Origin of the sequence: Vibrio sp. Makdt, from assembly GCF_027587015.1 — a bacterium.
GTDB lineage: Bacteria > Pseudomonadota > Gammaproteobacteria > Enterobacterales > Vibrionaceae > Vibrio > Vibrio chagasii_B.
Window position 1 is genome coordinate 132,760 of record NZ_JAPPTH010000011.1, and the last position, 23,589, is coordinate 156,348.

Genomic DNA, 23,589 nt, shown 5'->3' on the forward strand with positions numbered 1-23,589 from the left:
AGTTGATTATCAATAGTGATGCTACTAAATTTATGGTGTGAAGCAACCACATCACTGGGTGGGCTTTAGTGCGTGTGTGGTTGGTTTTGGGCTAAAGTAGGAACTGAGTTATGGGTAGTGTGAACCTTAATATTCTAGGCCTTGCTAGCGGCAGTATTGTGCTTGACGCTCAGGGTAGATTGCGTCAATTAGCACCGGGCGAACAACCAGCCTCGAGTGATGTCGTGATTAGTTTTGCCGAGAACGAAGAGAATGTGCCAAGCGTTTCGGCACGATTCGTTGATAGCCAAGGACAACAAAGTGAGTTGGAGATTGATGACGCAATTGCACAAGTCGAACGTGCAATTGAGGATGGTTTCGATCCAACTGAGTTAGGCGGTGAGTTTGATACTGCCGCAGGCGATCAAGGCTCAAGCCTGACCAACAGTGGTCGGATTGAACGAACAGGTACAGAAAGCCAGGCAGAAACTGACTTTGAAACGTCAGGCTTCGAATCTCAAGGACTATCCGTGACTCAGTCACTGACGCTATTTAACATCATCGCGTTAGCACTTGTGTCTGGTGAAACCAATGCTGTTGAGTTAGAGCAAGATCAACCCATAGAAGCAGGTGGTTCACTAACACTAGATAAGCAAGGCGTTATTTTTATTGAGCAAGAGGTCGTTGGTGAAAATGGCTTAGGTACTTTTACTGTGAATGCTGACGGTACTTGGACCTTTTTGGCAAACGATTCTTTTAATGAGCTAGGTATTGGTCAACAGGCCCAAGATTCCACGATAGTTCGAACTTCCGACGGTGTTGAACAAAGAATAACAGTGACCATAGTGGGTACAGATGACCGAGCGATCGCGACCAACGGGTCAGGAAGCGTGACCGAAGATATCGGTACTAATGAAGAGACTAGCAAGTTACAGACATCTGGTGAGGTCACCATTACCGATGTCGATAGCACAACGCCTACCTTTTTACCCAATAGCGCATTTGATGTGGGCAAGTCTACCAATACGACTCAGCTCGGTGAGCTCTCGATTACTCCAAGTGGTAGCTGGATTTACAACATCAATAATGATGACGTTCAATACTTAGGGGAAGGTGAGTCAGTGACTGAAACTTATGTCGTTACTGCCTCGGACGGAACGACAAGCGAGATTACGATTGTTATTAATGGAGCTGACGATTCATCTGAGATTTCGGTCGAAGAAGGTGATAGTGATACAGGCAGTGTTATTGAAGATGTGGATGCCGATGAAGAGTCTAATCATCTTGAAGTGACAGGTACTCTGACTATTATCGACAATGATCTAAACGACGCTCCACGTTTTAACCCAACAGGTGTGTTCACTTCCTTAGGCTCAACTGGCATAAGTGCGCTCGGTACATTAGCTATCACAGAATCAGGTCTGTGGACCTATACGGTGAATAATGATTTAGTTCAGCATCTAAACACGGGCGAAGTGATTACGGAGCGATACGGCGTCACTTCGACTGATGGAGCTGAACATATCATCGAAATTACGATTAATGGTACCAATGACGCGCCTGTGGCGACAGGTTTCAGTGTTGATGGGTCTGGAGAGCCTCATCAAAGTGATGGCGACGGTGAGGGAGTCGTTCAATACGGTGATATAGAAACGGCAATCACGTTCAATTCCACGACAGCTGCGCAAGATCGGATATCAGACATAGAAGATGACCACAACGAGGTTGATTTACATATCGTGATTAAATCACTGCCAACATCAGGAACTCTACTTTATACAAACACCGATGGCATTACACGTGAGGTTGTGGAAAGTGACCTATCTGGAGAAACGCAATTTGACCATTCCGGCTTAAGTTATGTTGCCGGTGCAGGTGAAGCATTCCTGCTTGGTATCACAGATGCCCCTAATGACGACACGCTAGTGTCTGAAGACGGTTTTTATAACTGGGGTAGCGCGGTTGAGGGCTCTGGAGGAATGAGGCGTGAAGTCGAATTAGCCAATGGCAGCTCGATTTATGTCGAGATAGATAACCCCAACAATAAGCCACTCAAGCAATACAATGCTGAGCAAAGTCATGTGGGTTATGGGATTGGTGATAGTGACGGGCGTGGTATCAACCGAGATGAAACTCTGACCATAGACTTTGCGCAGAACCCAATATCAGAGGTTCGATTTGGCTTAGACGGTTTAGGACCAGTGTTTGAAGAAGATAATCCTAATGTTGTGAGAGCCGTTTTTTACTTTGTTGGTGGCGGCAGTGAAACGGTTGAATACGAGAAAGAACCCGGGGAGACAGGTGTTGAGCGATTATTCTATGAATTTACGTACTCTTCACCTGGCCAGTTCATTGAACAAGTCGAGTTCTCAAACCCGAAAGGGAGCTGGGAGCTTAGATATATAGGTGGTGACCTAGAAGTGAGTCAAGACAGCTTTGATTACCAAGTTGTCGACTCTACCGGGGAATTAAGTAGTGTTGAGACGGTTACGCTTAATGTGGAAGGGGCAACGGCTTATCAAGTTCTGAGTGATCCTGAATCGTCTGACTTTGTTGCGGGGTTAGGTAACGAGATCTTGATTGGTAACGATGCGGATAACATTTTTGAATGGGTAGACTCAGCGCTCGATAGCAGCGTCGATGTGGTTAAAGAGTTCACAGTAGGTGAAGACTTACTTGAGTTCAGTGACATCTTAGACGCGACAGGTAGCGACTCAGTCGATGATCTCATTCCCGAAATTGATGCTGAATTGCAAGGGGACAACTTGGTGATGAGCATTGAACACGATGGAGGTCAACAAACCATTGTTTTGGAGGATGTGAAAGATCAGTTAATCGATCATGTTGTGGATAGTAGCTTTGACAGTATTTCAGCGCTTGGTGAGCTAATAAAAAATGATGCCGCTTGATCAGCTAAGTTGAAGCTTCATCTATTAGAAGAAATCAAAGCCCTAACTATTGAGAAACTGTTTTGGGGATTTAGTGTCGAAAGAGCGCCAATCACAGGCAAAAAAAAGCCCAAACCAACGTGGTTTGGGCGGATACAAGTATAGGAGTTAATAAGGAAAATGCAGTAATTAAGAAAGCAGGGAGAACAACAAGTTTGACGGCCTGTTAAACTTCTAAATACTCTGTTTTCTACATAATTTATGACTCTCCATTTCTGAATCAGTTCCCAGAAAATTCATTAAATTTTACTTTTTTCTTAAACCTCCCGCGATTCAACCGGTTAGTGGCGATATTTTTCAACTGGTACGACCAATCTGTGAAAATGTGATGTTGCTTGCTTGTTAAATAAATGTTCTCGTCGTATATTTCAAACAGTTGTTTAATACGAGTGATTGAAATGGCACCAAGAAGTACAACCAAAGACAAAATCTTAGACGTAGCTGAAGGCTTGTTTGCTGAGCATGGTTTTAACGACACCTCTTTACGCACCATTACGGGCAAAGCGAATGTCAATCTAGCTTCAGTGAACTACCACTTTGGCGACAAGAAAACTCTGGTTCGTGCAGTACTCAATCGCTACTTGGAAGCATTTATGCCTGCATTGCAAGATGCACTAGTGAACTTAAACTTGAACGAAACGTATTCTATGAGTGACGTGTTTGAGTCTCTAAGACAGCCACTACGAGCACTGAATGATGTAAGGCCAAATGGTACCAGCCGATTCATGCTACTTATCGGCAGAGGCTACACGGACGTACAGGGGCATTTGCGTTGGTTCATTACGACTCGTTATAGCGAAGTGCTAACTTTGTTTACTAGTTCAGTAATGAAAGCTAACCCGAACCTCACTAAAGAACAGTTATTTTGGCGTTTGCACTTCACCCTCGGGACTTGTGTATTCACCATGGCTTCCAGTCAAGCTCTCGTAGAGATTGCAGAGAATGATTACGGGAAGAAAATAGATGCCAAAGCAGTGGTCGATATTTTAATTCCATACTTGGCCGCTGGCATGTCAGCAGAAGAATAAAACAATAAAAAGCGAATAAATTCACAACCAATATAGTGAACAAAAGGATCTGAACTATGAGCTCTCTAAGACAAAAATGGGTAAGTGACCCAGCTTTTAAACTCTTTAAAAAAGTACTACCACCACTATCTAGCACTGAGAAAGAAGCGATGGAAGCGGGTAGCGTGTGGTGGGATGGAGAGCTGTTCTCTGGTAAACCAGATTTCACTAAGCTGCACCAATATCCAAAGCCTCAACTTTCGTCAGAAGAGCAGTCTTTTATGGATAATGAGCTAGAAACCTTGCTTTCTATGCTTGATGACCATCAGATTGTGAAAGAAGATCGAGATCTTCCGAAAGAAGTTTGGAATTTCTTACGCAAAGAACGCTTCTTTTCTTTGATAATTTCTAAAGAGTACGGCGGTCGTGAATTTTCAGCACACGCAAACTCAACGATTGTTACCAAGATCGCAACTCGTAGTATCAGTGCCGCGGTTTCTGTAATGGTTCCTAACTCTCTTGGCCCTGGTGAGCTTTTATCTCACTATGGTACTCAAGAACAGAAAGATTACTGGCTACCACGTCTTGCTGACGGTACAGATATCCCATGTTTCGCACTAACTGGCCCAGAAGCGGGTTCTGATGCAGGCGGTATTCCTGATGTTGGTACTGTATGTATGGGGATGCACGAAGGTAAAGAGACACTGGGTATCAAGCTTAACTGGAACAAGCGTTACATCACGCTAGCACCAGTCGCAACAGTACTTGGCCTAGCATTCAAACTGCACGATCCAGAAAAGCTATTGGGTGATAAAGAAGATATCGGCATCACGTGTGCGCTTATTCCAGCAGACCATGAAGGCGTTGTGATTGGTGAGCGTCATGACCCACTAGGTCTTGCTTTCATGAACGGTCCAACACGTGGTCATGATGTATTCATTCCAATGGAATGGCTAATCGGTGGCGCGGATTACGCAGGTAAAGGCTGGCGTATGCTAGTGGAATGTCTATCTGCGGGGCGTGGTATCTCATTACCAGCACTAGGCACGGCAATGGGCCACCTAACGGCGAGAACAACAGGTGCATACGCATACGTTCGTAAGCAGTTTGGTATGTCGATTGGTAAGTTTGAGGGCGTTGCAGAGAGTTTAGGTCGTATCGGTGGTTTAACGTATCTACTAGAAGCGACACGAACACTGACGACAACATCGCTTGATATGAAAGAGAAACCGGGCATCGTAACGGCTATCGCGAAATACCACATGACAGAGATGGCACGTACCATACTGAATGATTCAATGGATATTCACTCTGGTCGTGCAATTCAAGATGGTCCAATGAACTACTTGGCTGCACCTTACCTAGGTATTCCAGTTGCAATCACAGTAGAAGGTGCAAACATCCTGACTCGTAACCTGATGATTTTTGGTCAAGGTGCGACACGTTGTCACCCATACGTATTGAGCGAGATGGAAGCGGCAGCTAACCCGGATGAGAAGCAAGGTGCAAAAGACTTCGACGATTTGTTGTTCAAGCATATTGGTCACGCAACTAAGAACACGTTTGGTGCGTTCGGTGCAGCATTGACTGGCTCTAAGTTCATTAAAGCGGACATGAGTGGTCCAACTAAGCCTTACTACCAAGACTTGACTCGTCTAAGCCGTGCATTAGCGGTAAGTGCTGACTTCGCGATGCTAACTCTAGGTGGTGAACTGAAACGTAAAGAGCTTATCTCTGCACGTTTAGGTGATGGTCTAAGTTACCTATACATGGCTTCAGCTGCGCTTAAGAAGTATGAAGACGAAGGTCGTCAACAAGCAGACTTAGACTATGTACACTACGCGGTTCAGCACTGTTTCCACCATGCTGCAAAAGCACTACAAGAGGCGTACCGTAACTTCCCGAATAAGGTCGTTGGTAAGGTACTTAAAGGTCTAATATTCCCTGTGGGCAACCACTTCGAGAAACCAAGCGATGATCTGACAGTCCAGTTGGCTGAAAGCTTGATGACTCCGGGTGCACACCGTGAACGCCTAACTCACCTTTGCTACATCGGTCAGGAAGAAGATGATAGCGTTGGCTTGATGGAAAATGCGTTCAATGCGATGTACAGCATCAAACCACTTGAGCGTAAGATCTTCAAAGCAGTTAAAGAGGGCAAAGTTGCTCGTAAAGGTCTACTGCAAGACAAACTTGCTCAAGCACTGGCAGCAGACGTACTGACTCAAGACGAAGTTGACCAAATCATTGCAGCAGACAAACTACGCTACGCTGCAATCCAAGTTGACCACTTCAGTCACGATTACAGTGAAACTTTGACGCGAAAAGAGTTAAAACCTAAGCTAAATAGCGTTGCTTAGATTAAGAAGTGATAAAAGGCACCTTAAAAGCTGCCTTTTTTTGTTTTTGTCCTAGAAGTCGCAGTAGAGGCGTTAACAAATGGTGACTTAGTCAGCAAATATTCACTGAGTGCTCCAACCACTTGCATTTTCACCACATTTTTACAGAAATTAGATGCCATTTGCGTACGAAACTTTTATCCTTAACCTGATTTTTTAAGGAAGTTGAATATGATCATCAAACCTCGAATTCGCGGATTCATCTGTACTACAACACATCCAGTCGGTTGTGAAGCTAATGTAAAAGAACAAATTGCTTACACAAAAGCTCAAGGCCCAATCGCAAACGCACCTAAACGTGTACTAGTTGTTGGCTCTTCAAGTGGCTACGGCTTGTCTTCACGTATTGCGGCTGCATTTGGTGGCGGCGCTTCAACTATCGGTGTTTTCTTTGAGAAAGCCGGTACTGAGAAAAAGCCTGGCACAGCTGGTTTCTACAACTCAGCAGCGTTCGACAAGTTTGCTAAAGAAGAAGGCCTATATTCAAAAAGCCTGAATGGCGATGCTTTCTCTAACGAAGCGAAACAGAAAACAATTGACCTGATCAAAGAAGATCTAGGCCAAATCGATATGGTTGTATACTCACTGGCGTCTCCAGTGCGTAAAATGCCAGAGACTGGCGAAGTAATTCGTTCATCTCTAAAGCCTATCGGTGAAACGTACACGTCAACTGCGGTTGATACGAACAAAGACACAATCATCGAAGCAAGCGTAGAGCCTGCAACTGAAGAAGAGATCAAAGACACTGTAACTGTAATGGGCGGTGAAGATTGGGAACTTTGGATCAACGCTCTTTCTGAAGCTGGTGTACTAGCTGACGGTTGTAAGACGGTAGCTTACAGCTACATTGGTACTGAACTAACGTGGCCAATCTACTGGGATGGCGCGCTAGGTAAAGCTAAGATGGATCTAGACCGTGCAGCGACAGCGCTGAACGAGAAGCTAGGCCAAACTGGCGGTACTGCAAACGTTGCTGTTCTTAAGTCTGTTGTGACTCAAGCAAGCTCTGCAATCCCTGTTATGCCTCTTTACATCGCTATGGTGTTCAAGAAGATGCGTGAAGAAGGCATTCACGAAGGTTGTATGGAACAGATCTTCCGTATGTTCAGCCAGCGTCTATACAAAGAAGACGGTAGCGCTCCAGAAGTTGATGACGTAAACCGTCTACGTCTGGATGATCTAGAACTGCGTGACGACATTCAAGAACACTGTCGTAACCTGTGGCCTCAAATCACAACTGAAAACCTAAAAGAGCTGACTGACTACGTTGAGTACAAAGAAGAGTTCTTGAAGCTATTCGGTTTCGGTGTTGAAGGTGTTGATTACGAAGCTGACGTTAACCCAGCTGTTGAATTTGATGTAGCTGACATCTAATTCAAATTATCGAATCTAAACGAATAGGCGCTCATTGAGCGCCTATTTTTTTGTCTGCTATTTGATTAAAGAGATTAAGAGCAGATACGGGATACGAAGAGATTAAATAGCAGATGTGGGATTCGAGTGGCGGGATGTGAAGAGGTTAAGAGCAGATACGGGATGCGAGTGGCGAGATACGAAAAGATTTAAGAGCAGAGACGAGTGGCGAGATTCGAGATGCGAAAAGAATAAGAGCAGTTGCGAGTGACGAGATTCGTGATGCGAAAAGAATAAGAGCAGATACGGGATATGAGTGGCGGGATACGAAGAGATTGAGAGTAGAGCGGGGAAGGAGGCTGAACTGCTAAAAACAGCCATAAAAAATGCACTAACCCAGATGAATTAGTGCATTAGAAATGAACAGCTTAGCGATGTATGTCTAGCTGATAATGATGATGAAGGTACCAGCTAAGGTCATCAAGATGTTTGCTATTGCGTAAGTGCCCGCGTAACCCAGTGCTGGAATTGTTGAACGAGCGTGGTCATTTACGATGTCCATTGCAGGAGCACAGGTTCGTGCACCGATGATGGCACCAAACAACAGTGCACGGTTCATTTTCAATATGTACGCGCCCACTAAGTAAGCGAAGAATACCGGGATTACACTGACGATCAGAGCAATACCAATGACCTGAGGGCCAACTTGGGTCAGGTGCTCGAATATTTTTCCACCAGCGCTTAAGCCGATACCGACCATAAAGAACATCAAACCGAGGTCTTTGACCATGTTCAATGCACCCTGAGGTACATAACCAAAGGTAGGGTGGTTCGCTCGTAAGAAGCCAAGCATGATACCGGATAGCAATAGGCCAACCGCGTTACCTAAACCAAATGAAACCTGGCCAAATGTCATGGTGATCAAACCAAATAGAATGCCCAAGATAAAGAAGCTACAGAACGCCATTAGATCCGCCATTTGGCTGTGGATCGAGATGAAACCAATTTTCTCTGCTAGGCCGTGAACACGACTCTTTTCACCACTTACCTGCAGTACATCACCTTTAGAAAGCACGATGTTTAAGTCCATCGGCATTTCAATTTGAGCACGTACTACGCGGTTAAGGAAACAGCCGTATTCAGATAGATTTAGGTCTGAAAGACGTTTGCCTGCGATGCTGTCACTTTTAACGACGATCTCTTCTTCCACGATACGTAGGTCGAGAAGGTTGCGGTCGAAAACCTCTTTGCCGTTACGGAAACTTGGGTCCAAGCGCGCGTGGCTATCTGGGAAACCAACCAATGCGATTTCATCGCCTTCTTGCAAAATGGCATCACCATCTGGGTGTGCAAGAATGCCATTACGGCGAATACGTTCGATGTAACAGCCTGTTTGGCGATAGATACCCAACTCACGCAGGTTTTTACCGTCTGTCCAAGAGATAAGTTCTGGTCCTACACGATAAGCACGAATAATCGGCAGGTAAACCTTGCGCTGGCCTGAAGCGCCTAAGCCTCGTTCTTGAGCAATTTGCTCTGCTGAGTCGTGCAGGTTTACTTTCTGAAGTTTTGGAATCAGACGAGCAAACATAATCATACTGATTAAGCCAACTAGGTAAGCCATCGCGTAACCGACAGATAGGTTTTCGATAATCAGGCTTAAATCCATGTTCCTAGGCACTTCAGCAAGCCCTGAGTTGAGTGCGTCCTGCGCACCTACCAAGATTGGTGTCGCCGTTAGTGCACCAGCCATCATGCCGGCAGAAAGTCCGAAACTAAGGCCTAAGTACTCGCTGCAGAAGTAGGTAAGCGCAATAGCTGTGGAGAGCACCACTAAACTTAAAATAAGGTAGTGTTTGCCATCTCGGAAAAAGATACCAAAGAAGTTTGGTCCCGCTTCAATACCCACACAGTAGATGAATAACATGAACCCGATGGTCAGCGCGTCGGCGTTGAACGAAAAACCTAGATGACCCATCACAAGAGAAGTAATCAGGACACCTATTGAGTTGCCAAGCTGGAGGCTACCAAAGCGAATTTTACCAATGGCTAAACCAATCGATAAAACAACAAAGATGAGGAGAATGGGGTTTTGTTCTAGCAGAAAAACAACGTCGATATTCACAGTGGTCGCTCAATAATAGGCGTGAAAAACAGGGTAAGTTTGAAATGTGGATTGTATCTAAATATAAATAAATTATAAGTGATATTTTCCCTTTTTACTTGATTTTGACCAGATTCTTATATCGCATGAAAACTGGCTATAAAAAAAGCCCGCTTTAATAAGCGAGCTTAATAGAAGTCTTACAGTCTGACACTAAAAACGTTCAGCTGATTATGGGCTTAGCCCAAGGTTTGAAATCTAGATTAGTCGAAAAGACCTAGGTTTTCTTTTGCGTATGCTTCAAATTCTGTGCAGCCGCCGATGTGGTCTTGGTCGATGAAGATTTGTGGCACAGTTTCCACTGGCTTACCAACAGTCTTCTCTAGGTCTGCTTTGCTGATGCCTTCAGCGTGAATGTCAACATAACGGTAGTTGAAGTCATCACGTTTTGCTTTAAGAGTTTCTGCGTGCTCTTTTGCACGAACACAGAATGGGCAAGCTGGGCGACCAAAAATAACTACAAACATTTCATTTCTCCTAAATACGGGATGAGGCTCGTTAACCGAAAATACGTCAACTATTCTTAATTGAACAAGACTCAAAAATTCTTGAATCCAACTATGCCCTAATGCCCTAGGGAAATAAAGATGGAATTACCTCTTAATACAATAGGTTTTGCCTATCAGAACAAATAATCGTCATAATAAGGATCCATGCTGGTTTTTGATAGGTATCTAGATTGAGTACCCTTAGAAGTAGAGTGTGAATTACCCCTAAGAAACCGACTTTTATCTATCTTTAGCGCGACAAGTTGCACCGCGTCAAAAAAATTGCGATTAGAACGAGGCATCTTATTACAGATACGCGGAAATAAAGAGTTCGAGTGAAATGCGGGTCAATAGTACTTGCTCGCTCTCTTTTTCCCTATTCGACGCTTGTCAGCATAAGCGTCTTACGAATCGATTTTAAATCAAGCTTGAGATACAAAGATACATTCCAACAACCAAGAGTTCGCAGTTTTGTTTGGTCATAGGCGCAGGAGGCACCATGTTTCAATTTATGACATCTACAAAGATCATCTTTGGTGATGGAGCACTTTCCGCTTCATTGTCTCTCTTCAATCAATACGGTTACAGCGTACTGTTGGTGACAGGTAGCACATTAGAGCGCACATCCATTGTCACCGATTATCTAGATGCTCAAAGCATGCGCTATCAACACATCGCAGTTACTGGCGAACCTAATATCAAAATGGTTGAAGAGGCAGCGATATCTGCACGACGATTTAAGCCAGACATGGTGATTGCTATGGGCGGCGGCAGTGCGATAGATATGGGGAAAGCGTTAGCAGCCGTATTACCTAACCAAGGCAATCTCTATGACTATGTTGAAGTGGTTGGACGTAATGTGCCTCTCAAAACCAAACCACTGCCTTTTGTTGCCATTCCCACAACTGCGAGTACTGGTGCTGAAGTCACCAAGAACGCAGTGCTTAAATCAGGGCAAGACCAAGTAAAGATAAGCTTAAGAAGCCCAGACATGCTGGCTGACGTAGCGATTGTCGACCCGACTTTGACTTATGGTACTAACCTATACTTGTCAGGGCGCGGCGCAATGGATGCCTTTACTCACTTGATGGAAGCCTATGTATGCGGAGACCCAAACCCATTGACGGATATGATCTGTGAAGAAGGGTTGCGTAAGCTCAGCGGTTCCGTGGTGCAAGCGTGTGTTTATGATGAACCGCAAGCACGCTCTGATCTGGCATTCGCTTCCATGCTTGGTGGTATGGCAATCACCAACGCCAAGCTAGGTGCAGCGCATGGTTTAGCGTCTGCATTGGGCGGAAAGATATCGGCTCCACACAGCGTGATTACTGCTCGGTTAGCCCCATTTGTGATGCTAGAGAATATTGAGGTCGCGAGGGAGCATCAAAGAAGCGATATTTTAGTGCGCTATCAAAGGATTGCTCAAATAGTCACGGGCAAAGCACAAGCCTCGGCAGAGGATGCCATTCAGTGGTTATCAGAAGTACTCGATACACTTAAGTTACCAAGTCTATTAGAGTTTGGTGTTTGTGAAGCGCAATTCGAAGAGGTATCGGCTGATGCCCTTAAGTCGGTTGCTATTAAAGGGAATCCATTGCCATTGAATCAAGAGCGTTTGATACATATCCTGCAGCAGGTTTGTGAGAAGTGCGATTGTGGCGAGCGCAGAGGTTCCGAGGCGTTGAAGCACCAAGATGAAGAGTCTCAAATGGTGGAGTCGAGTTTCACGATCATCAACTCTTATGCCTCAGAGAATAGTGTGGTGGAGAAGGGGAACAGCTGGACCATTTAATAGTATTGGTAAATGGCCATGACACTATTGAAGACGTAGATAAATAAAAACGGAGCACTTGGCTCCGTTTTTTAATTCTAATCTTTGGGGTTAGAACTGAGAGTATTTCTCGTAGCGTGAATCACGAAGTGACTCTTTGACACGCTTTAGATTTTCTCTGAAACCCGAGCCACGACGCAATGTAAAGCCAGTTGCTAATACATCGATAACCGTCATTTGCACAACGCGGCTTGCCATTGGCATGTAAACGTCAGTATCTTCTGGCACATCCAATGAGATAGACAGTGAGCTTGCCTTATCAAGTGGAGAGTCTTTCGCTGTGATAGCGATAACCGTTGCGCCGTTTTCACGAGCTAGGTTCGCAATCTCAACTTGGCTCTTCGTGCGGCCTGTGTGAGAGATAAGAACGATAACATCGTTATCGCTGCAGTTAATACAGCTCATGCGTTGCATCACGATATCTTCAAAACACGTGATTGGGATATTAAAACGAATAAACTTGTTTTGAGCGTCTTTCGCTACGGCAGAAGAGGCACCTAGTCCGAAGAACGAAATGCGTTTTGCTTGAGTCAACAAGTCAACCGCACGGTTCACTTGCATCGCATCTAGACTGTTTTTAGCAACGTCTAGACATGCCATAGTTGATTCAAAGATTTTGTGCGTATAAGCATCTGGACCATCATCTTCTTCAACATTACGGTTCACATAAGGTGTACCGTTCGCCAAGCTTTGAGCTAGGTGAAGTTTAAAGTCAGGAAAGCCCTTTGTGTCTAAACGACGACAGAAGCGGTTAACTGTAGGCTCACTTACGTCAGCCATTTTAGCTAAGGTAGCAATGCTAGAATGGATTGCAGTTTGAGGGGAAGCCATAATTACTTCGGCTACTTTACGCTCAGACTTGCTGAAATTTTCCAGGTTTTTTTGTATTTTTTCTAATGTATTCATAGTGTTCACAAGGGTATAGAGAACAACTTGCTAGTTAATATCTTTTTACCAGGGGGTATGGCTGAAACAAATTTCAGTAAACACAATACCAACGCAGTGTTGGGTGTTGTAATTACTGCTGTATCAAATAGATATCAAGCTAACTAGCACCATAGAGTCAGTATAAACCCAACATACTATTTACTAATACAAAAACACGGGATGAATGCTTAAGAATATGACAGGCCTCAACAAAATTTTAGAAAAGTACAGAATTGGAAGAGGCTTTGAGCAAAAAGAATGCGAATTCAGTACGAACTGACAGCTAAGTTACATCAAAAAGAAATAAATTTTCAATTTGATGCAACTAAAATTGAATGGCTATGCGTTTATTTGCGTAACCAGTTTGGTGATCTTACCCATCAAGTTAGGAGCAAGTTTAGAGATTTCACGCTGCTCTTCAAGTACAGAAGAAAGAATCTCGTTGCCCGTTAAGGGGTTAGCAAGTACTACGCGGAAAACGATGATTGGCTGATGAGCCCACGCTTCAGGGTTTAGGCGAGTACGAGATACAAACGATTTGCCTGTTTCACGCTGTTTCTTCTGGATAAACTTAGTCAGTTCGTTCAGAAGTTCGTTCAACTCTACACGCTGTTCAGGATCTGCTTTCAGCAGGGCTGCTTTTACCACTTCAGGAACGTAGCGGTAGGTCAGTAAGCAAAGCTCTGGTTCAGATACCAGTTCGAAATCACTTTGTTCTTTGATTAGGTCGGCAAAGTAGCGTGCTTTGTTGATGCTTTGATCGATCAGCAGTTCATAGCCTGGACGGCTGATGATGTGCATTGCAGCATAAACCAGCATCGCCATACCTGAACGAGAACCTTCTAAGGTATGGCTACCTAAGTCTTTCGACCCTTTACGCAGAATGTATTGCGCGTGGTGTTCAATGGCTGTCATCGCATCTGGTTTCTTAAACAGAACCATGCCAGCACCCATAGGGATGTAAAGCTGCTTGTGAGCATCGATAGTGACCGAATCAGCCAGCTCAATACCATCTAAAAGGTGACGGTGATTATTCGACATTAAGGTCGCACCACCCCAAGCTGCATCGACGTGGAAATGACAGTCAGACTCGGCACATACCTCTGCAATATCTCTTAGTGGATCGATATTACCGGTTTCAGTTGTACCAGCGACACCGATAACGGCGAAAGGCTTAATCTTGTTCTGCTTGAGCTGCTCGATCTTCAGTCGTAGGTCGTCAGTACAAATGCGATTGTCGTTATCTGTTTTAACTGATACAAGACCTTCCTGACCTATACCCAGTACGTCAGCGGCTTTTTTCAGGGAGTAGTGACCACGTTCAGAGACTAAGATGGCTAGGCCTTCGTAGTCGTAGTGTTTCATGGCTTTGAATAAGCCTTCTTTCTCGACACCTTTGAACGAGCCCTGTGCTTTTAGCGCATTGTTACGTGCGACCCAAAGCGCGGTAATATTCGCGATTGTACCACCAGAACAAAACGCCCCTAATGAGTGATTTGCACTGTGCATCCAACGAGAATAGAACGCGTCATCATCTTGATAGATTAAGCGATGAAGCATACCTAGAACCTGACGTTCTAAAGGAGTGAAAGCTTTTGAAGTCTCGATTTTTACTAGGTTCTGATTCAGCGCAATCATGATTTTAGAAAGCGGCATCAAGAAGTAAGGCAGGGCAGACGTCATGTGACCAATGAAGCTTGGTGAAGACGTATGAACCGAGTGCGATACAAGAGAATCGAGGAGATGCTCAGTATGTTCAGAAACAAACTCAGGCTGCTCTGGGATATGAGCATTTGAAAAATCTTTCTCAATTTCACGCAGTGGCTTTTCTTCAGCCACGATATGTTCACGTAAGAATTGATTCAGGTTTCGTGAAAGTTTGTCTTCAATTTGAGTGAGTGTTGAATCTGGGCCTTCAGGTACCGTGAAGATACGTAGAAGACTGTCGAAGCTAACATCTGCTGTTTTTTGTTCCGTAACCATAGCAAGCGAGTTATTTTTCTAATATTGACGCGAGCGGGACAATCTAAACGAAAACGGGAACAATGTCCCGTCTTAATTATGAAATCCAACTTCTCATAAAAGCCTATTAAATGAGGGGTTACTTACATTTAATCGCTTCAAGTTCAGCAATAGACGTGTTGTAACGCTGCAGTGCTGTATCGATCTGTTTAGGGTGGCTAAGTAGCTCTGCAAACGCAGAACGCAGCTCGTAGTTTTGAGCGTGAGGCTTTGATTGACGATCGTCGAACGTCGTTTTTGCTACCTTGCCTAGTTCATCATCGCGCTGTGATAGCGTTTTAATGTCATGTTGCTCAAGTTGTAGCCAACCTTCAACAGGTTGCTCTGTAGCTACTTTGCTTGAGTCGTTTACCAAGTAGTAGTGTACCGCTGCACGATTTAGCTCGAAGTGGTGCTTACGGCCTTCAAGGAACCATTCGCTGACTTCTGTTAGCTCTGGGTATTGTTCAGAGGTGAGTTCAGCAAGATCGGCGTACCAATTTAGAGAGGCGTCGATGTAAGCATCGTATTTTTTCGCTTGGCACTGGTTTGTTTCAGACATTGAATCTGCTGCAAAAGAGAAAGTAGAAGTTGAAGCTAGCAGTAATGCGACGCAAAGGCGTTTCATAGCGGGTCCTTTTGTAAGTTTATTCTTGTTATTACTTTGTCGTTACAGGTTACCGCGATCATTCTTTGTGGAGCAATGACACTTAGTGTCTTTTTATTTGGGTAACTGTATCGGTATCTTGGGCGTTGGTATTCGAGATGCATTCTAATCTAAATCGATCGCTATTCCTGCGATCTAGTTAGCAAGAGATACAAAGAACAACATCAAAATGGGCACGAGTAGACTCAATATAAATCCACTAACAATCGCGATAGGCACACAGCGAACGCCGCCTGTTGTTTGAATAACAGGCAAAGTGAAGTCCATGGCGGTAGCTCCTGCATAACCAATAGAGGTGCATGGGTAGCTACGAATGAGTACCGGAATCAGGACTAAGGCAACAAGCTCTCTCAGTAGCTCAAGCATGAATGACGCTCCGCCGTAGACCGGACCAAATGCATCGCCCATTAGGATTCCAGCCAAAGAGTACCAACCAAAACCAGAAGACATGGCTAGCGCTTTAAACAGGGGAATATCCAACAAGTAAGCCGCTATCACGCCGCCTAACATAGAGGTGATAATTATCGTGACAGCGATGACCATGCCATGCTTGTTGAGCAAGATTTGTCTAAGGGTTAAACCACTGTTACGCAGTTGGATGCCGATGAAGAACAGAAGAACGAATAGGATCCATTCGCTGGCAGTGTCAACCCAATCAAGGCCGATAGGCAGAACAAGTCCTGCGATAAGACCAGAGCCGACAACCAAAATGAGCTTGGCAGATTCCATTGCCATAGAAGACAGAGGGAGCTTCTTTTGGCTGCTATCTGTTTTAAGCGGCAGCATTTTATCTATTGCAGGCAGCGCCATCAGGTTACATACACTCAAGCAGACAAAGAAAGTGACGGTATAAAGAAGGATTGTCTGTAGGTTGCTACCAAGATTATCAAGCGCGGCAAGACTTAATCCCATCAGCGCTAGAATCACATAGATCAAGCGCGACGTAGAGCGGTTGATGAATTCTAGCGTTTGGGTGTTTGAAATTGAAAATAGATACCCCACAACAAGTGGCGCAAATATGAAGATCATCCCTGTAAACATGCTTTCCTCTATTGCAATTACTTCAACTTTTTCTATGACTTAGAAGCCACTAGCGTTGATCACGTCGTTTAGCTTTGCATTAAAATCATGTTTACTCAAGTTGCTTAGATTATAAAGCACCTCTGCACCTGTCACGTTGAGCTCAACTTCGTGATCATCGATGTTCTCATCCTTGTTTCTGAACATCAGTAGGTGGTTAGCAATGCGTGCGATATCTAAGTAAGAAACTTCACGTTCTTCTTGTTTATTGATGGTGTTGCTGCACACGTCAATGAAGTCGCTGTCGAAGCCCCAACGCTTGAGTACTAGCTTGCTGGTGGCTGAGCATTGACCTTGGAAAATCTGCAGAGCAATATCGTGGTCGAGGTAGTTGCCGTTCTCGAGGTATAGGTGGTATTCGCTTACTAGGCAGAACAGCCCGATATCGGCTAATAACCCAACCAGCAAAGACTTCTCATGTTCAAGGTAGCGGTATTCAGCAGGGGCGATCTCTTTAAAGCCATTGGTCACAAGTACCATGGTTGCGCCTAACTCTTTTGATACAGAAGCGCTTTGAATCAATAGCTGGTTACACTCTTTACTTAAATCAACAGAGTGCTTGAGCTGCTCGATCGCTTGTGCTGTCACGATGTCACGAACTCGCAATATGCCCAGGCGTGAAACGGCTGTCATAATGTCGACACAGGTAATGTTGCGTCTGTTGAAGACAACCGAGTTTGCAACTCGAATGACGATGGCTGTAAGGCCTGGGTCTTCAAGTAAGCACTCGGCAACCTCGGCTATCCCAGTCGATTCAAGGGTACAAAGTTTTTGGATTTTAAGTACAACGTTAGGGATAGGAGGAAGGGTTATTTTTCCCGCTGAGATGGAATGTCCAACAAGTTGGGCAAATTCTGATTCTAGGCCCTTAAGAAGAAGTGCCTTGTTTTGTGGTAGCCAGAAAAACGATAAATGATTCATATAAAAAGTAAAAACATGTATGTCCTACCATTTTACAAGCCACAATGCTGCGAGGCAATACTGATCGGTCCACACGAGCTTTTAAATATTGAACCGGTGTATCATCAAGCGTCAAAATTCAATCACGGAATGATAGCTTTGTGTGATGTTAATCATGAAAAAGCGTAATACACAATTGATTGATGTGAACTAAGTCCAGACTTATTTTTCTTTTCGAAGTATCATTTATTTAAAGGTGAAAAACGCAACTATAATATTCACCTAAACAATAAAAATAGATTTAAAAAATTTTTCGCATAAAAAGCTGCTTGTCTGGTGATCAACCTAATCGGGGTAATTTGATTAAGGATCAACGGATATGACCGAGACAGCATTTATTAATTACGTGAATCAATTTGGTGAGCATCAAAAACGTTCTATGTTCGGAGGTATTGGCCTCTTTCAAAATGACGCTATGTTTGCCTTATTGAGTGAAGGTTGTTTATTCATTAGAGGTGGCAAGTCATTAGATAAAAAACTGGCAGATCTTGATTGTGAAAAGTATCGCCATGTGAAAAAACAGACAACAGCAACCGTAAACTACTACGACATTACTGATCTGTTCACATGCGAACATCCTGAATTGGATAGCATTATTCGTACTTCTATCGATAATTCAATTCAGCAGCGCAGCTTCAAGAAGTCATCTGCTAGCCGTAGATTAAGAGATCTTCCTAACATGCAGCTTACGTTAGAGCGCATGGTGAAAAAGGCGGGTGTCGACGATGTTTCTATGTTTATGCAGTTAGGCGCACCAGAAGTATTTAACAAGGTTCGCAAAGCGTACGGAAACGATGTTGACCTAAAACTACTTTGGAAATTTGCGGGTGCGATTGATGGTATCCATTGGAAACTATTACAAGAACCACGCAAGCAGCAATTATTAAAGAGCTGCCACTAAAGAAGTCGTCCTTATATGCTTGAAATTACAGTTTATAAATAAAAACCGAGGAATAAATCCTCGGTTTTTTTGTTTCTGTCTCGACTAAAGAGACTGAGTATTCTCTTAGAACCCGAAGGTTCGAACTCGTCAGCTAAGTATTAGTACTTGAAGCGAGCTGTGAACATTAGCTGATCACCGTAGAAGTCGTTGATACGAGCTTCAGCGCCGATAGAGAATAGCTCTGTAGAGTGGAAACGTGCGTAAACAGAACCGATCCAATCATCGTTGTCATCGATAGAAACGTAACCACCTTTACCACCAACTTCTAGTTGTGGACCAAGCCATTGGCGAACACCAATGTTCACTTCCATGCCGATATCAGTAGAGCTTGTGTGTTCAGGTTGAACGATGCGCGCTAGCATTTCACCTGTTAAGTCAGCCCAGTTGTTGATTGGAGCGTGGAAGCCAAGACCAACAGCAGAGTCGAAATCACTTTCAAATTCTGAATCAATGCGCGCAATCGCGTGAGCATTTGGGTGGATAGACTTACTGAACGCGCCACCAAATGTAACAGGGCTAGCACCGATACGTGCTTCAAAGTAATCGTAGCTGAAGTTGCTCATTACTTGTGGTTGTTCTTCGACAGCTAGCGCTTGGCTCGAAGCCAACAGCATAGCGGTAGTAAGTAGTATTTTGCGCATAACGACCGTAAACCTTTATTAGTGTTAATTCCTTTGGCTTGAGAGAAATCGACAAACCATAAACATCGAGACAGTTTAATCTAACTCACGGAAAAGTAATCCATTAAAATGTAAATCCTTAATCATTTAGTTAAAAAATAAACAAATTAAGGGTCAGTCTGCTACGGAGATCTCATGTTTTAGAGCAAATAAGAAAACGAGATGAGTAAATCATCCAAATTTTATATGTATCCCTTAGCGTCTTATATTGACTGCTGTTTATCTCATTGCCCTTAAAACGTTAATCGTTAACGTTATTCTCCAAAGCTTGTGCGCTTGTCTGCCATTGAGGTAAGGATGCGCTCTGTATCAAGAATGGAAGTCCAATTCAGTAGCTGTTTATCGTTGGCAATTACATAATCGGTTAGCTGCTGAGTAATGGTATCTCTGAGCTCATCACCTTGCCAAGGTTTCGAAATATAAAAATCGAGTGCCGCATTATTGATTGCGGTTACCGTATCTTCGAGTCCGGCTTGCCCAGTGAGTAGTAGCTTGCGTGTTGGCTTTGTAGATTCGTGCTGGTTAAGTTCGATAAGAAAATCGATCCCTGTTTTTTCAGGCATGATGTGGTCGCACAAGATCAGAGCGAGCTGAATACCATCTTGTCCCATCTCTTTAATCACTTGCTTGGCTTCATCCACGGATTCTGCACCCTCGACGATGAAGTTATCTTCGAATGTGGCCAAGTCTTGAAGCACACTGTTGAGCACTTCTGGTTCATCATCAACGCATAAAATTAGGTACTTATTCATGAGGTGCTCCTTCTTGTTTGAATGGAAGCCACACTTGCATGTGCGTATGGCTGCCTACCTCAGACTCAACCAAAATAAACCCTTGATGAGCCGAAACAATTTGTTGAGAAATGGACAACCCAATCCCTAAGCCGAAGTTGCCCTCTTTTTTAGTCGTAAAGTTTGGGTTGAAAATAGAGTTGATGTCTTCCTGCGCGATTCCAATGCCGGTGTCTGATATCTGTACTACTAGAAACGTTTGATTGTCTTTAGTTTGTTGGGAGGTGGTAATAGACACCTCGCCACGCTCTGATAGGGCATCAAGTGCATTGGAGAGAAGGTTGGTCCACACTTGTTGCAATGCAAGTGGCTGGCAAAGTAAAGCGGGTAAAGTGGTGTCATAGTGCTTTTCAAGTTGGTGGTGCTTCAACCTATTTTCAAAGATCACCAAGGTATCTTCTAGCCCTTCATGGATATCGGCGTAGTGGCGAACCTCTTCATCTTCACGAGCATAGCTTTTTAGGCTCTTCACCATATCGGCAATGCGTTTGCTACACACTTGAATGGAACGGATAGAATTTCCAACATAGTGGTAATGCTCTAAGTCGTTGAGTAATTCTTTGCCTGCGACAGGTGAGTCTTTCAGGGTCTCTAAAACCTTAGCATCTTGGCTTAAATTCAATCTAACCGCTTTTTTTGCGAGGGCGCGATCATCGATCGTTGATGTAAGGTGTTTTACCAGTTGCCTTTCTTGTGAAGTCGAAAGCGGTTTGGCTAATTTTGAACACGCTAACACCTCTGTTCCTTTATTAGATTCGGGAACAGCGAGGTTCTCGAGTATCTGGTCTAGATGCTCTGATAGCGTTTCAATACTTCTCATAATTGCCGCTATGGGGTTATTAAGCTCATGCGCGACACCAGCGACAAGTTGTCCAAGCATAGCCATCTTCTCTTTTTCAATTAATTGCTGATGTGCGGACTCCAATGATTCGAGCGTTTGTTGCAACTTGATTTTATTGGTGATGCTGCGCTGTAAGCGTCGATTGAAATGCCGGAGTAATAGATTAGTGAACAGAGGAAGTAGGGTATTGTTGGAATGCATCACCTGAGCAAAACTCTCTTTGTCGAGCTTGATCACTCGTGTCTGGGTAAGGGTGAGGCCAGTAGAGAACGAAGGTTCGCCTGTCACAAATGACATCCCGCCGACTATGTTGCCTTTAGAGTGACGCACGACCTCTCGCTGCTGTCCTAATTCATCTTTCTTGTAGAGAGCGACTTCACCCTCAATGATCAACCACAAGAAGCGATTATCTTCTCCTTCAACCGTTAACAAATGCTCTGGTGAGTAATCGCGAATCGCTCTGGTCTTGTCATCTTTAGAGAAGACCTCTTGCAAGGCATTGAAGACACGTTCAGCGAGCGCATTGTCTGAGAGCTGGTGGTAATCGTGAATAAAACCTGATTGAAAAGATTGAATCTTTTGTTCTATGTGTGCTCTTAATAAGCGCTGTTGATCTAACGCATCACTATAAGACAACAGGTTTTCAGAGTCGTATTGGATAACAAAAGACGTCAGCTCCTTTTGAGCCGACTTGAAGAGAACCTTATCCTGAACCGGTTTCGTTAGGCAGTGATTCAGCCTGCCTTCGTTTACCGCTGTTAGAATGGATTGAATGTCTGACGACGCGCTGACCAAAATGGTTCTAGCAGTATTACTATGAGGAAGTTGTTCAAGTTCAATAAGAAACTGCACGCCATTAAATTCAGAGTGATGGTGAGTTATCACCAAAGCGACCGTTTGGTGGTTGTCATGGATGTCTTCCAATGCGTGGTGTGCATCTTCGATGTTCTCGGCAGTATAGATATCGAAAACACCAGACAACGGAGCCAACTCCGTACGTATCCTCTCAATGCTGATCGGATTATTGTCCAAACAGATAACAGCGTATTGATTCACAGTTTACCCTTAGTAGTAGCGACGCTTCTAGCCTAGCAAGAACTGTCGAATAAGGATGAGAGCTAGCCGTTAATTTGCTGAGTGAATTGCAGTATCGAGCAATAGACTGATTTAACTCAATGTTTCTTGTTTGCGACTGATGGGTTAGACTGAAAAAAACAAACACATGTAGAAAGAGAACTCATGGAACAGTTAAGAAAAATTGGCGCAATTGGCGGCGCAATCTCATTGGCTCTTTGCTGGCCTTTAGCGGTTGGGCAAATTGGACAAAATGCGATTACTGATGGCGTTGCAAAACTTAACAATTCGAGCATTCAAGCTGAGATCGTTGAGTACGATAGGGGTTATCTTTCTTCTAATGTAACCACTCGCATCACTGTGACGGATGAAGATCTTAAAGAGCAGCTTGCGATAGATGGCTTACCAAGTGAGTTTGTCATTAACAGTGCGGTTAGCCATGGTTTGGTTAGTCTTAATGCTGTTTCGACGTTCGATAATACTGACATTCTGCCTCTGACATTAACGACAAGCACAGAGCTAAACGGTAATACGGACTTCGACTTCGAGTTGAGCCAGTTTAATCATCAAGGCACTGATGAGAATGGTACCTCGGTGTCTATCACTAAGTCGAACCTGACAGGTCATGCGACAGTGTTAGGCCAAGTGGATTACGAGCTTTCTATCCCTTCTGTTCAGATCGATTTTGAAACGGGTGAAGAGGTGACGTTATCGAACTTGAAAGGCATCGGTTCAGGTCAGCAAGCCAAAGGTTACTGGCTTGGTACACAAAACTTCACTATTGATAGTTTCTTGATTTCAGATTCGGCAATGCAGCCATTCATGACTATCGAGAACTCAACGTATGATTTTGAGTCGCACCTAGATGATGCAACCAAGCGTCTGCGTAGCAACCTTAAACTGGATATCGCAAACATCGAGACGAGTGAAGGACAAGTGAACAACTTAAATGTTGATTTCGAAATGTCGAAACTCGATAGCGAGTCGTTCGAGAAAATCTTTGAGATTTACCAGTCTAATCCTGTTCTAACACAAGAAGACGTTGCCGAGATCATCCCATTCATCGACATTCTATTTGCTAAGGGCTTCGACCTTTCAATGAACAACATGTCACTAGAGTTAGGCAAAGGCCAGTTTGAATCGAAGTGGTTGGTGAGTGTTCCTGAAGGTACAGAAAATATCAGCAGTAACCCTTCAATGATTATGCCTGCACTAACGGGTAATCTTCACTCGAGTTTCTCAAACGGACTGGTAGAAGAGTACCCGTTTATTCGCGAAGGTATCGATGAGTTGATCGTGATGGAAATGATCAAAGAAACGGACAAGGGTTACGAAATCAGCGCTGACCTAAAAAATGGAAACCTAGTGTTTGAAAATGGACAAGAAATTCCATTAATTGCACTACTTATGCCGGCTTTTGTTCAATAAAACCGAGTAGGCAAGAATACTCATAGGG

The 23,589-nt window shown here is 44.0% G+C and carries 17 protein-coding genes; 7 read left to right on the forward strand and 10 right to left on the reverse strand.

Annotated features, from left to right (window positions below; genetic code table 11):
* The first annotated feature begins 110 nt into the window (after positions 1-110).
* The 4 genes from OH460_RS15205 to fabV all read left to right on the forward strand — a co-directional run bounded on the left by OH460_RS15205 (position 111) and on the right by fabV (position 7,707).
* Positions 111-2,888 (forward strand): VCBS domain-containing protein, encoded by a 2,778-nt coding sequence (locus OH460_RS15205; protein ID WP_269998345.1) that lies wholly within the window; start codon positions 111-113, stop codon positions 2,886-2,888.
* 437 nt (positions 2,889-3,325) lie between these two features.
* On the forward strand, positions 3,326-3,955 hold the full coding sequence (locus OH460_RS15210) for a TetR/AcrR family transcriptional regulator (RefSeq protein ID WP_061031656.1): 630 nt from the start codon (positions 3,326-3,328) through the stop codon (positions 3,953-3,955).
* A gap of 56 nt (positions 3,956-4,011) precedes the next feature.
* Positions 4,012-6,294 (forward strand): acyl-CoA dehydrogenase, encoded by a 2,283-nt coding sequence (locus tag OH460_RS15215; RefSeq protein WP_061031655.1) that lies wholly within the window; start codon positions 4,012-4,014, stop codon positions 6,292-6,294.
* 210 nt (positions 6,295-6,504) lie between these two features.
* Positions 6,505-7,707 carry an enoyl-ACP reductase FabV gene (gene fabV / locus OH460_RS15220; RefSeq protein ID WP_061031654.1) on the forward strand — a complete coding sequence of 401 codons (1,203 nt, stop codon included), beginning with the start codon at positions 6,505-6,507 and terminating at the stop codon, positions 7,705-7,707.
* 421 nt (positions 7,708-8,128) lie between these two features.
* On the opposite strand, the gene OH460_RS15225 is transcribed toward fabV, so the two are convergent.
* Both OH460_RS15225 and OH460_RS15230 read right to left on the reverse strand, forming a co-directional pair.
* A complete protein-coding gene (locus OH460_RS15225; RefSeq protein WP_008222852.1) occupies positions 8,129-9,811 on the reverse strand; it encodes an aspartate:alanine antiporter in 1,683 nt (560 codons plus the stop codon).
* Between the two features lie 242 nt (positions 9,812-10,053).
* Positions 10,054-10,317 (reverse strand): GrxA family glutaredoxin, encoded by a 264-nt coding sequence (locus tag OH460_RS15230; RefSeq protein ID WP_004741562.1) that lies wholly within the window; start codon positions 10,315-10,317, stop codon positions 10,054-10,056.
* Between the two features lie 520 nt (positions 10,318-10,837).
* On the opposite strand from OH460_RS15230, the gene OH460_RS15235 reads away from it, so the two are divergent.
* Positions 10,838-12,130 (forward strand): iron-containing alcohol dehydrogenase, encoded by a 1,293-nt coding sequence (locus tag OH460_RS15235; protein ID WP_269998351.1) that lies wholly within the window; start codon positions 10,838-10,840, stop codon positions 12,128-12,130.
* Between the two features lie 90 nt (positions 12,131-12,220).
* Here OH460_RS15235 and OH460_RS15240 read toward each other — a convergent pair whose 3' ends face one another.
* The 5 genes from OH460_RS15240 to OH460_RS15260 form a co-directional block, all read right to left on the reverse strand.
* A complete protein-coding gene (locus OH460_RS15240) occupies positions 12,221-13,075 on the reverse strand; it encodes a MurR/RpiR family transcriptional regulator (RefSeq protein ID WP_004734686.1) in 855 nt (284 codons plus the stop codon).
* 360 nt (positions 13,076-13,435) lie between these two features.
* On the reverse strand, positions 13,436-15,079 hold the full coding sequence (gene panP / locus OH460_RS15245; protein ID WP_269998354.1) for a pyridoxal-dependent aspartate 1-decarboxylase PanP: 1,644 nt from the start codon (positions 15,077-15,079) through the stop codon (positions 13,436-13,438).
* A 118-nt stretch (positions 15,080-15,197) separates the two neighbouring features.
* Positions 15,198-15,725: a hypothetical protein gene (locus OH460_RS15250; RefSeq protein WP_008224391.1), complete on the reverse strand. Its 528-nt coding sequence runs from the start codon at positions 15,723-15,725 to the stop codon at positions 15,198-15,200.
* 174 nt (positions 15,726-15,899) lie between these two features.
* A complete protein-coding gene (locus tag OH460_RS15255) occupies positions 15,900-16,805 on the reverse strand; it encodes a lysine exporter LysO family protein (protein WP_116870344.1) in 906 nt (301 codons plus the stop codon).
* 39 nt (positions 16,806-16,844) lie between these two features.
* Positions 16,845-17,765: an HDOD domain-containing protein gene (locus OH460_RS15260; RefSeq protein WP_105059330.1), complete on the reverse strand. Its 921-nt coding sequence runs from the start codon at positions 17,763-17,765 to the stop codon at positions 16,845-16,847.
* 358 nt (positions 17,766-18,123) lie between these two features.
* Between OH460_RS15260 and OH460_RS15265 the strand changes: the two genes are divergently transcribed.
* The gene (locus tag OH460_RS15265) at positions 18,124-18,705 is read left to right on the forward strand and encodes a TfoX/Sxy family DNA transformation protein (protein WP_004741568.1); all 582 of its coding nucleotides are present in this window, start codon (positions 18,124-18,126) and stop codon (positions 18,703-18,705) included.
* 140 nt (positions 18,706-18,845) lie between these two features.
* On the opposite strand, the gene OH460_RS15270 is transcribed toward OH460_RS15265, so the two are convergent.
* The 3 genes from OH460_RS15270 to OH460_RS15280 form a co-directional block, all read right to left on the reverse strand.
* Positions 18,846-19,388, reverse strand: a complete 543-nt coding sequence (locus OH460_RS15270; protein ID WP_004741569.1) for a hypothetical protein — start codon at positions 19,386-19,388, stop codon at positions 18,846-18,848.
* Between the two features lie 293 nt (positions 19,389-19,681).
* Positions 19,682-20,179, reverse strand: coding sequence for a response regulator (locus tag OH460_RS15275; protein WP_269998360.1), 498 nt, complete (start codon positions 20,177-20,179; stop codon positions 19,682-19,684).
* Positions 20,172-22,115, reverse strand: coding sequence for an ATP-binding protein (locus OH460_RS15280; RefSeq protein ID WP_269998361.1), 1,944 nt, complete (start codon positions 22,113-22,115; stop codon positions 20,172-20,174). Before OH460_RS15280 ends, OH460_RS15275 begins: the two co-directional genes overlap by 8 nt.
* 183 nt (positions 22,116-22,298) lie before the next feature.
* Between OH460_RS15280 and OH460_RS15285 the strand changes: the two genes are divergently transcribed.
* A complete protein-coding gene (locus OH460_RS15285; RefSeq protein ID WP_171762212.1) occupies positions 22,299-23,561 on the forward strand; it encodes a DUF945 family protein in 1,263 nt (420 codons plus the stop codon).
* The last annotated feature ends 28 nt before the right edge of the window (positions 23,562-23,589 follow it).

What these genes read in the sequence shown, in the direction of transcription:
- OH460_RS15205 (WP_269998345.1), top strand. Translation starts at nt 111, where the DNA reads ATGGGTAGTGTGAACCTTAATATTCTAGGCCTTGCTAGCGGCAGTATT.
- OH460_RS15210 (WP_061031656.1), top strand. Translation starts at nt 3,326, where the DNA reads ATGGCACCAAGAAGTACAACCAAAGACAAAATCTTAGACGTAGCTGAA.
- OH460_RS15215 (WP_061031655.1), top strand. Translation starts at nt 4,012, where the DNA reads ATGAGCTCTCTAAGACAAAAATGGGTAAGTGACCCAGCTTTTAAACTC.
- fabV (WP_061031654.1), top strand. Translation starts at nt 6,505, where the DNA reads ATGATCATCAAACCTCGAATTCGCGGATTCATCTGTACTACAACACAT.
- OH460_RS15230 (WP_004741562.1), bottom strand. Translation starts at nt 10,317, where the DNA reads ATGTTTGTAGTTATTTTTGGTCGCCCAGCTTGCCCATTCTGTGTTCGT.
- OH460_RS15235 (WP_269998351.1), top strand. Translation starts at nt 10,838, where the DNA reads ATGTTTCAATTTATGACATCTACAAAGATCATCTTTGGTGATGGAGCA.
- OH460_RS15240 (WP_004734686.1), bottom strand. Translation starts at nt 13,075, where the DNA reads ATGAATACATTAGAAAAAATACAAAAAAACCTGGAAAATTTCAGCAAG.
- panP (WP_269998354.1), bottom strand. Translation starts at nt 15,079, where the DNA reads ATGGTTACGGAACAAAAAACAGCAGATGTTAGCTTCGACAGTCTTCTA.
- OH460_RS15250 (WP_008224391.1), bottom strand. Translation starts at nt 15,725, where the DNA reads ATGAAACGCCTTTGCGTCGCATTACTGCTAGCTTCAACTTCTACTTTC.
- OH460_RS15255 (WP_116870344.1), bottom strand. Translation starts at nt 16,805, where the DNA reads ATGTTTACAGGGATGATCTTCATATTTGCGCCACTTGTTGTGGGGTAT.
- OH460_RS15260 (WP_105059330.1), bottom strand. Translation starts at nt 17,765, where the DNA reads ATGAATCATTTATCGTTTTTCTGGCTACCACAAAACAAGGCACTTCTT.
- OH460_RS15265 (WP_004741568.1), top strand. Translation starts at nt 18,124, where the DNA reads ATGACCGAGACAGCATTTATTAATTACGTGAATCAATTTGGTGAGCAT.
- OH460_RS15270 (WP_004741569.1), bottom strand. Translation starts at nt 19,388, where the DNA reads ATGCGCAAAATACTACTTACTACCGCTATGCTGTTGGCTTCGAGCCAA.
- OH460_RS15275 (WP_269998360.1), bottom strand. Translation starts at nt 20,179, where the DNA reads ATGAATAAGTACCTAATTTTATGCGTTGATGATGAACCAGAAGTGCTC.
- OH460_RS15285 (WP_171762212.1), top strand. Translation starts at nt 22,299, where the DNA reads ATGGAACAGTTAAGAAAAATTGGCGCAATTGGCGGCGCAATCTCATTG.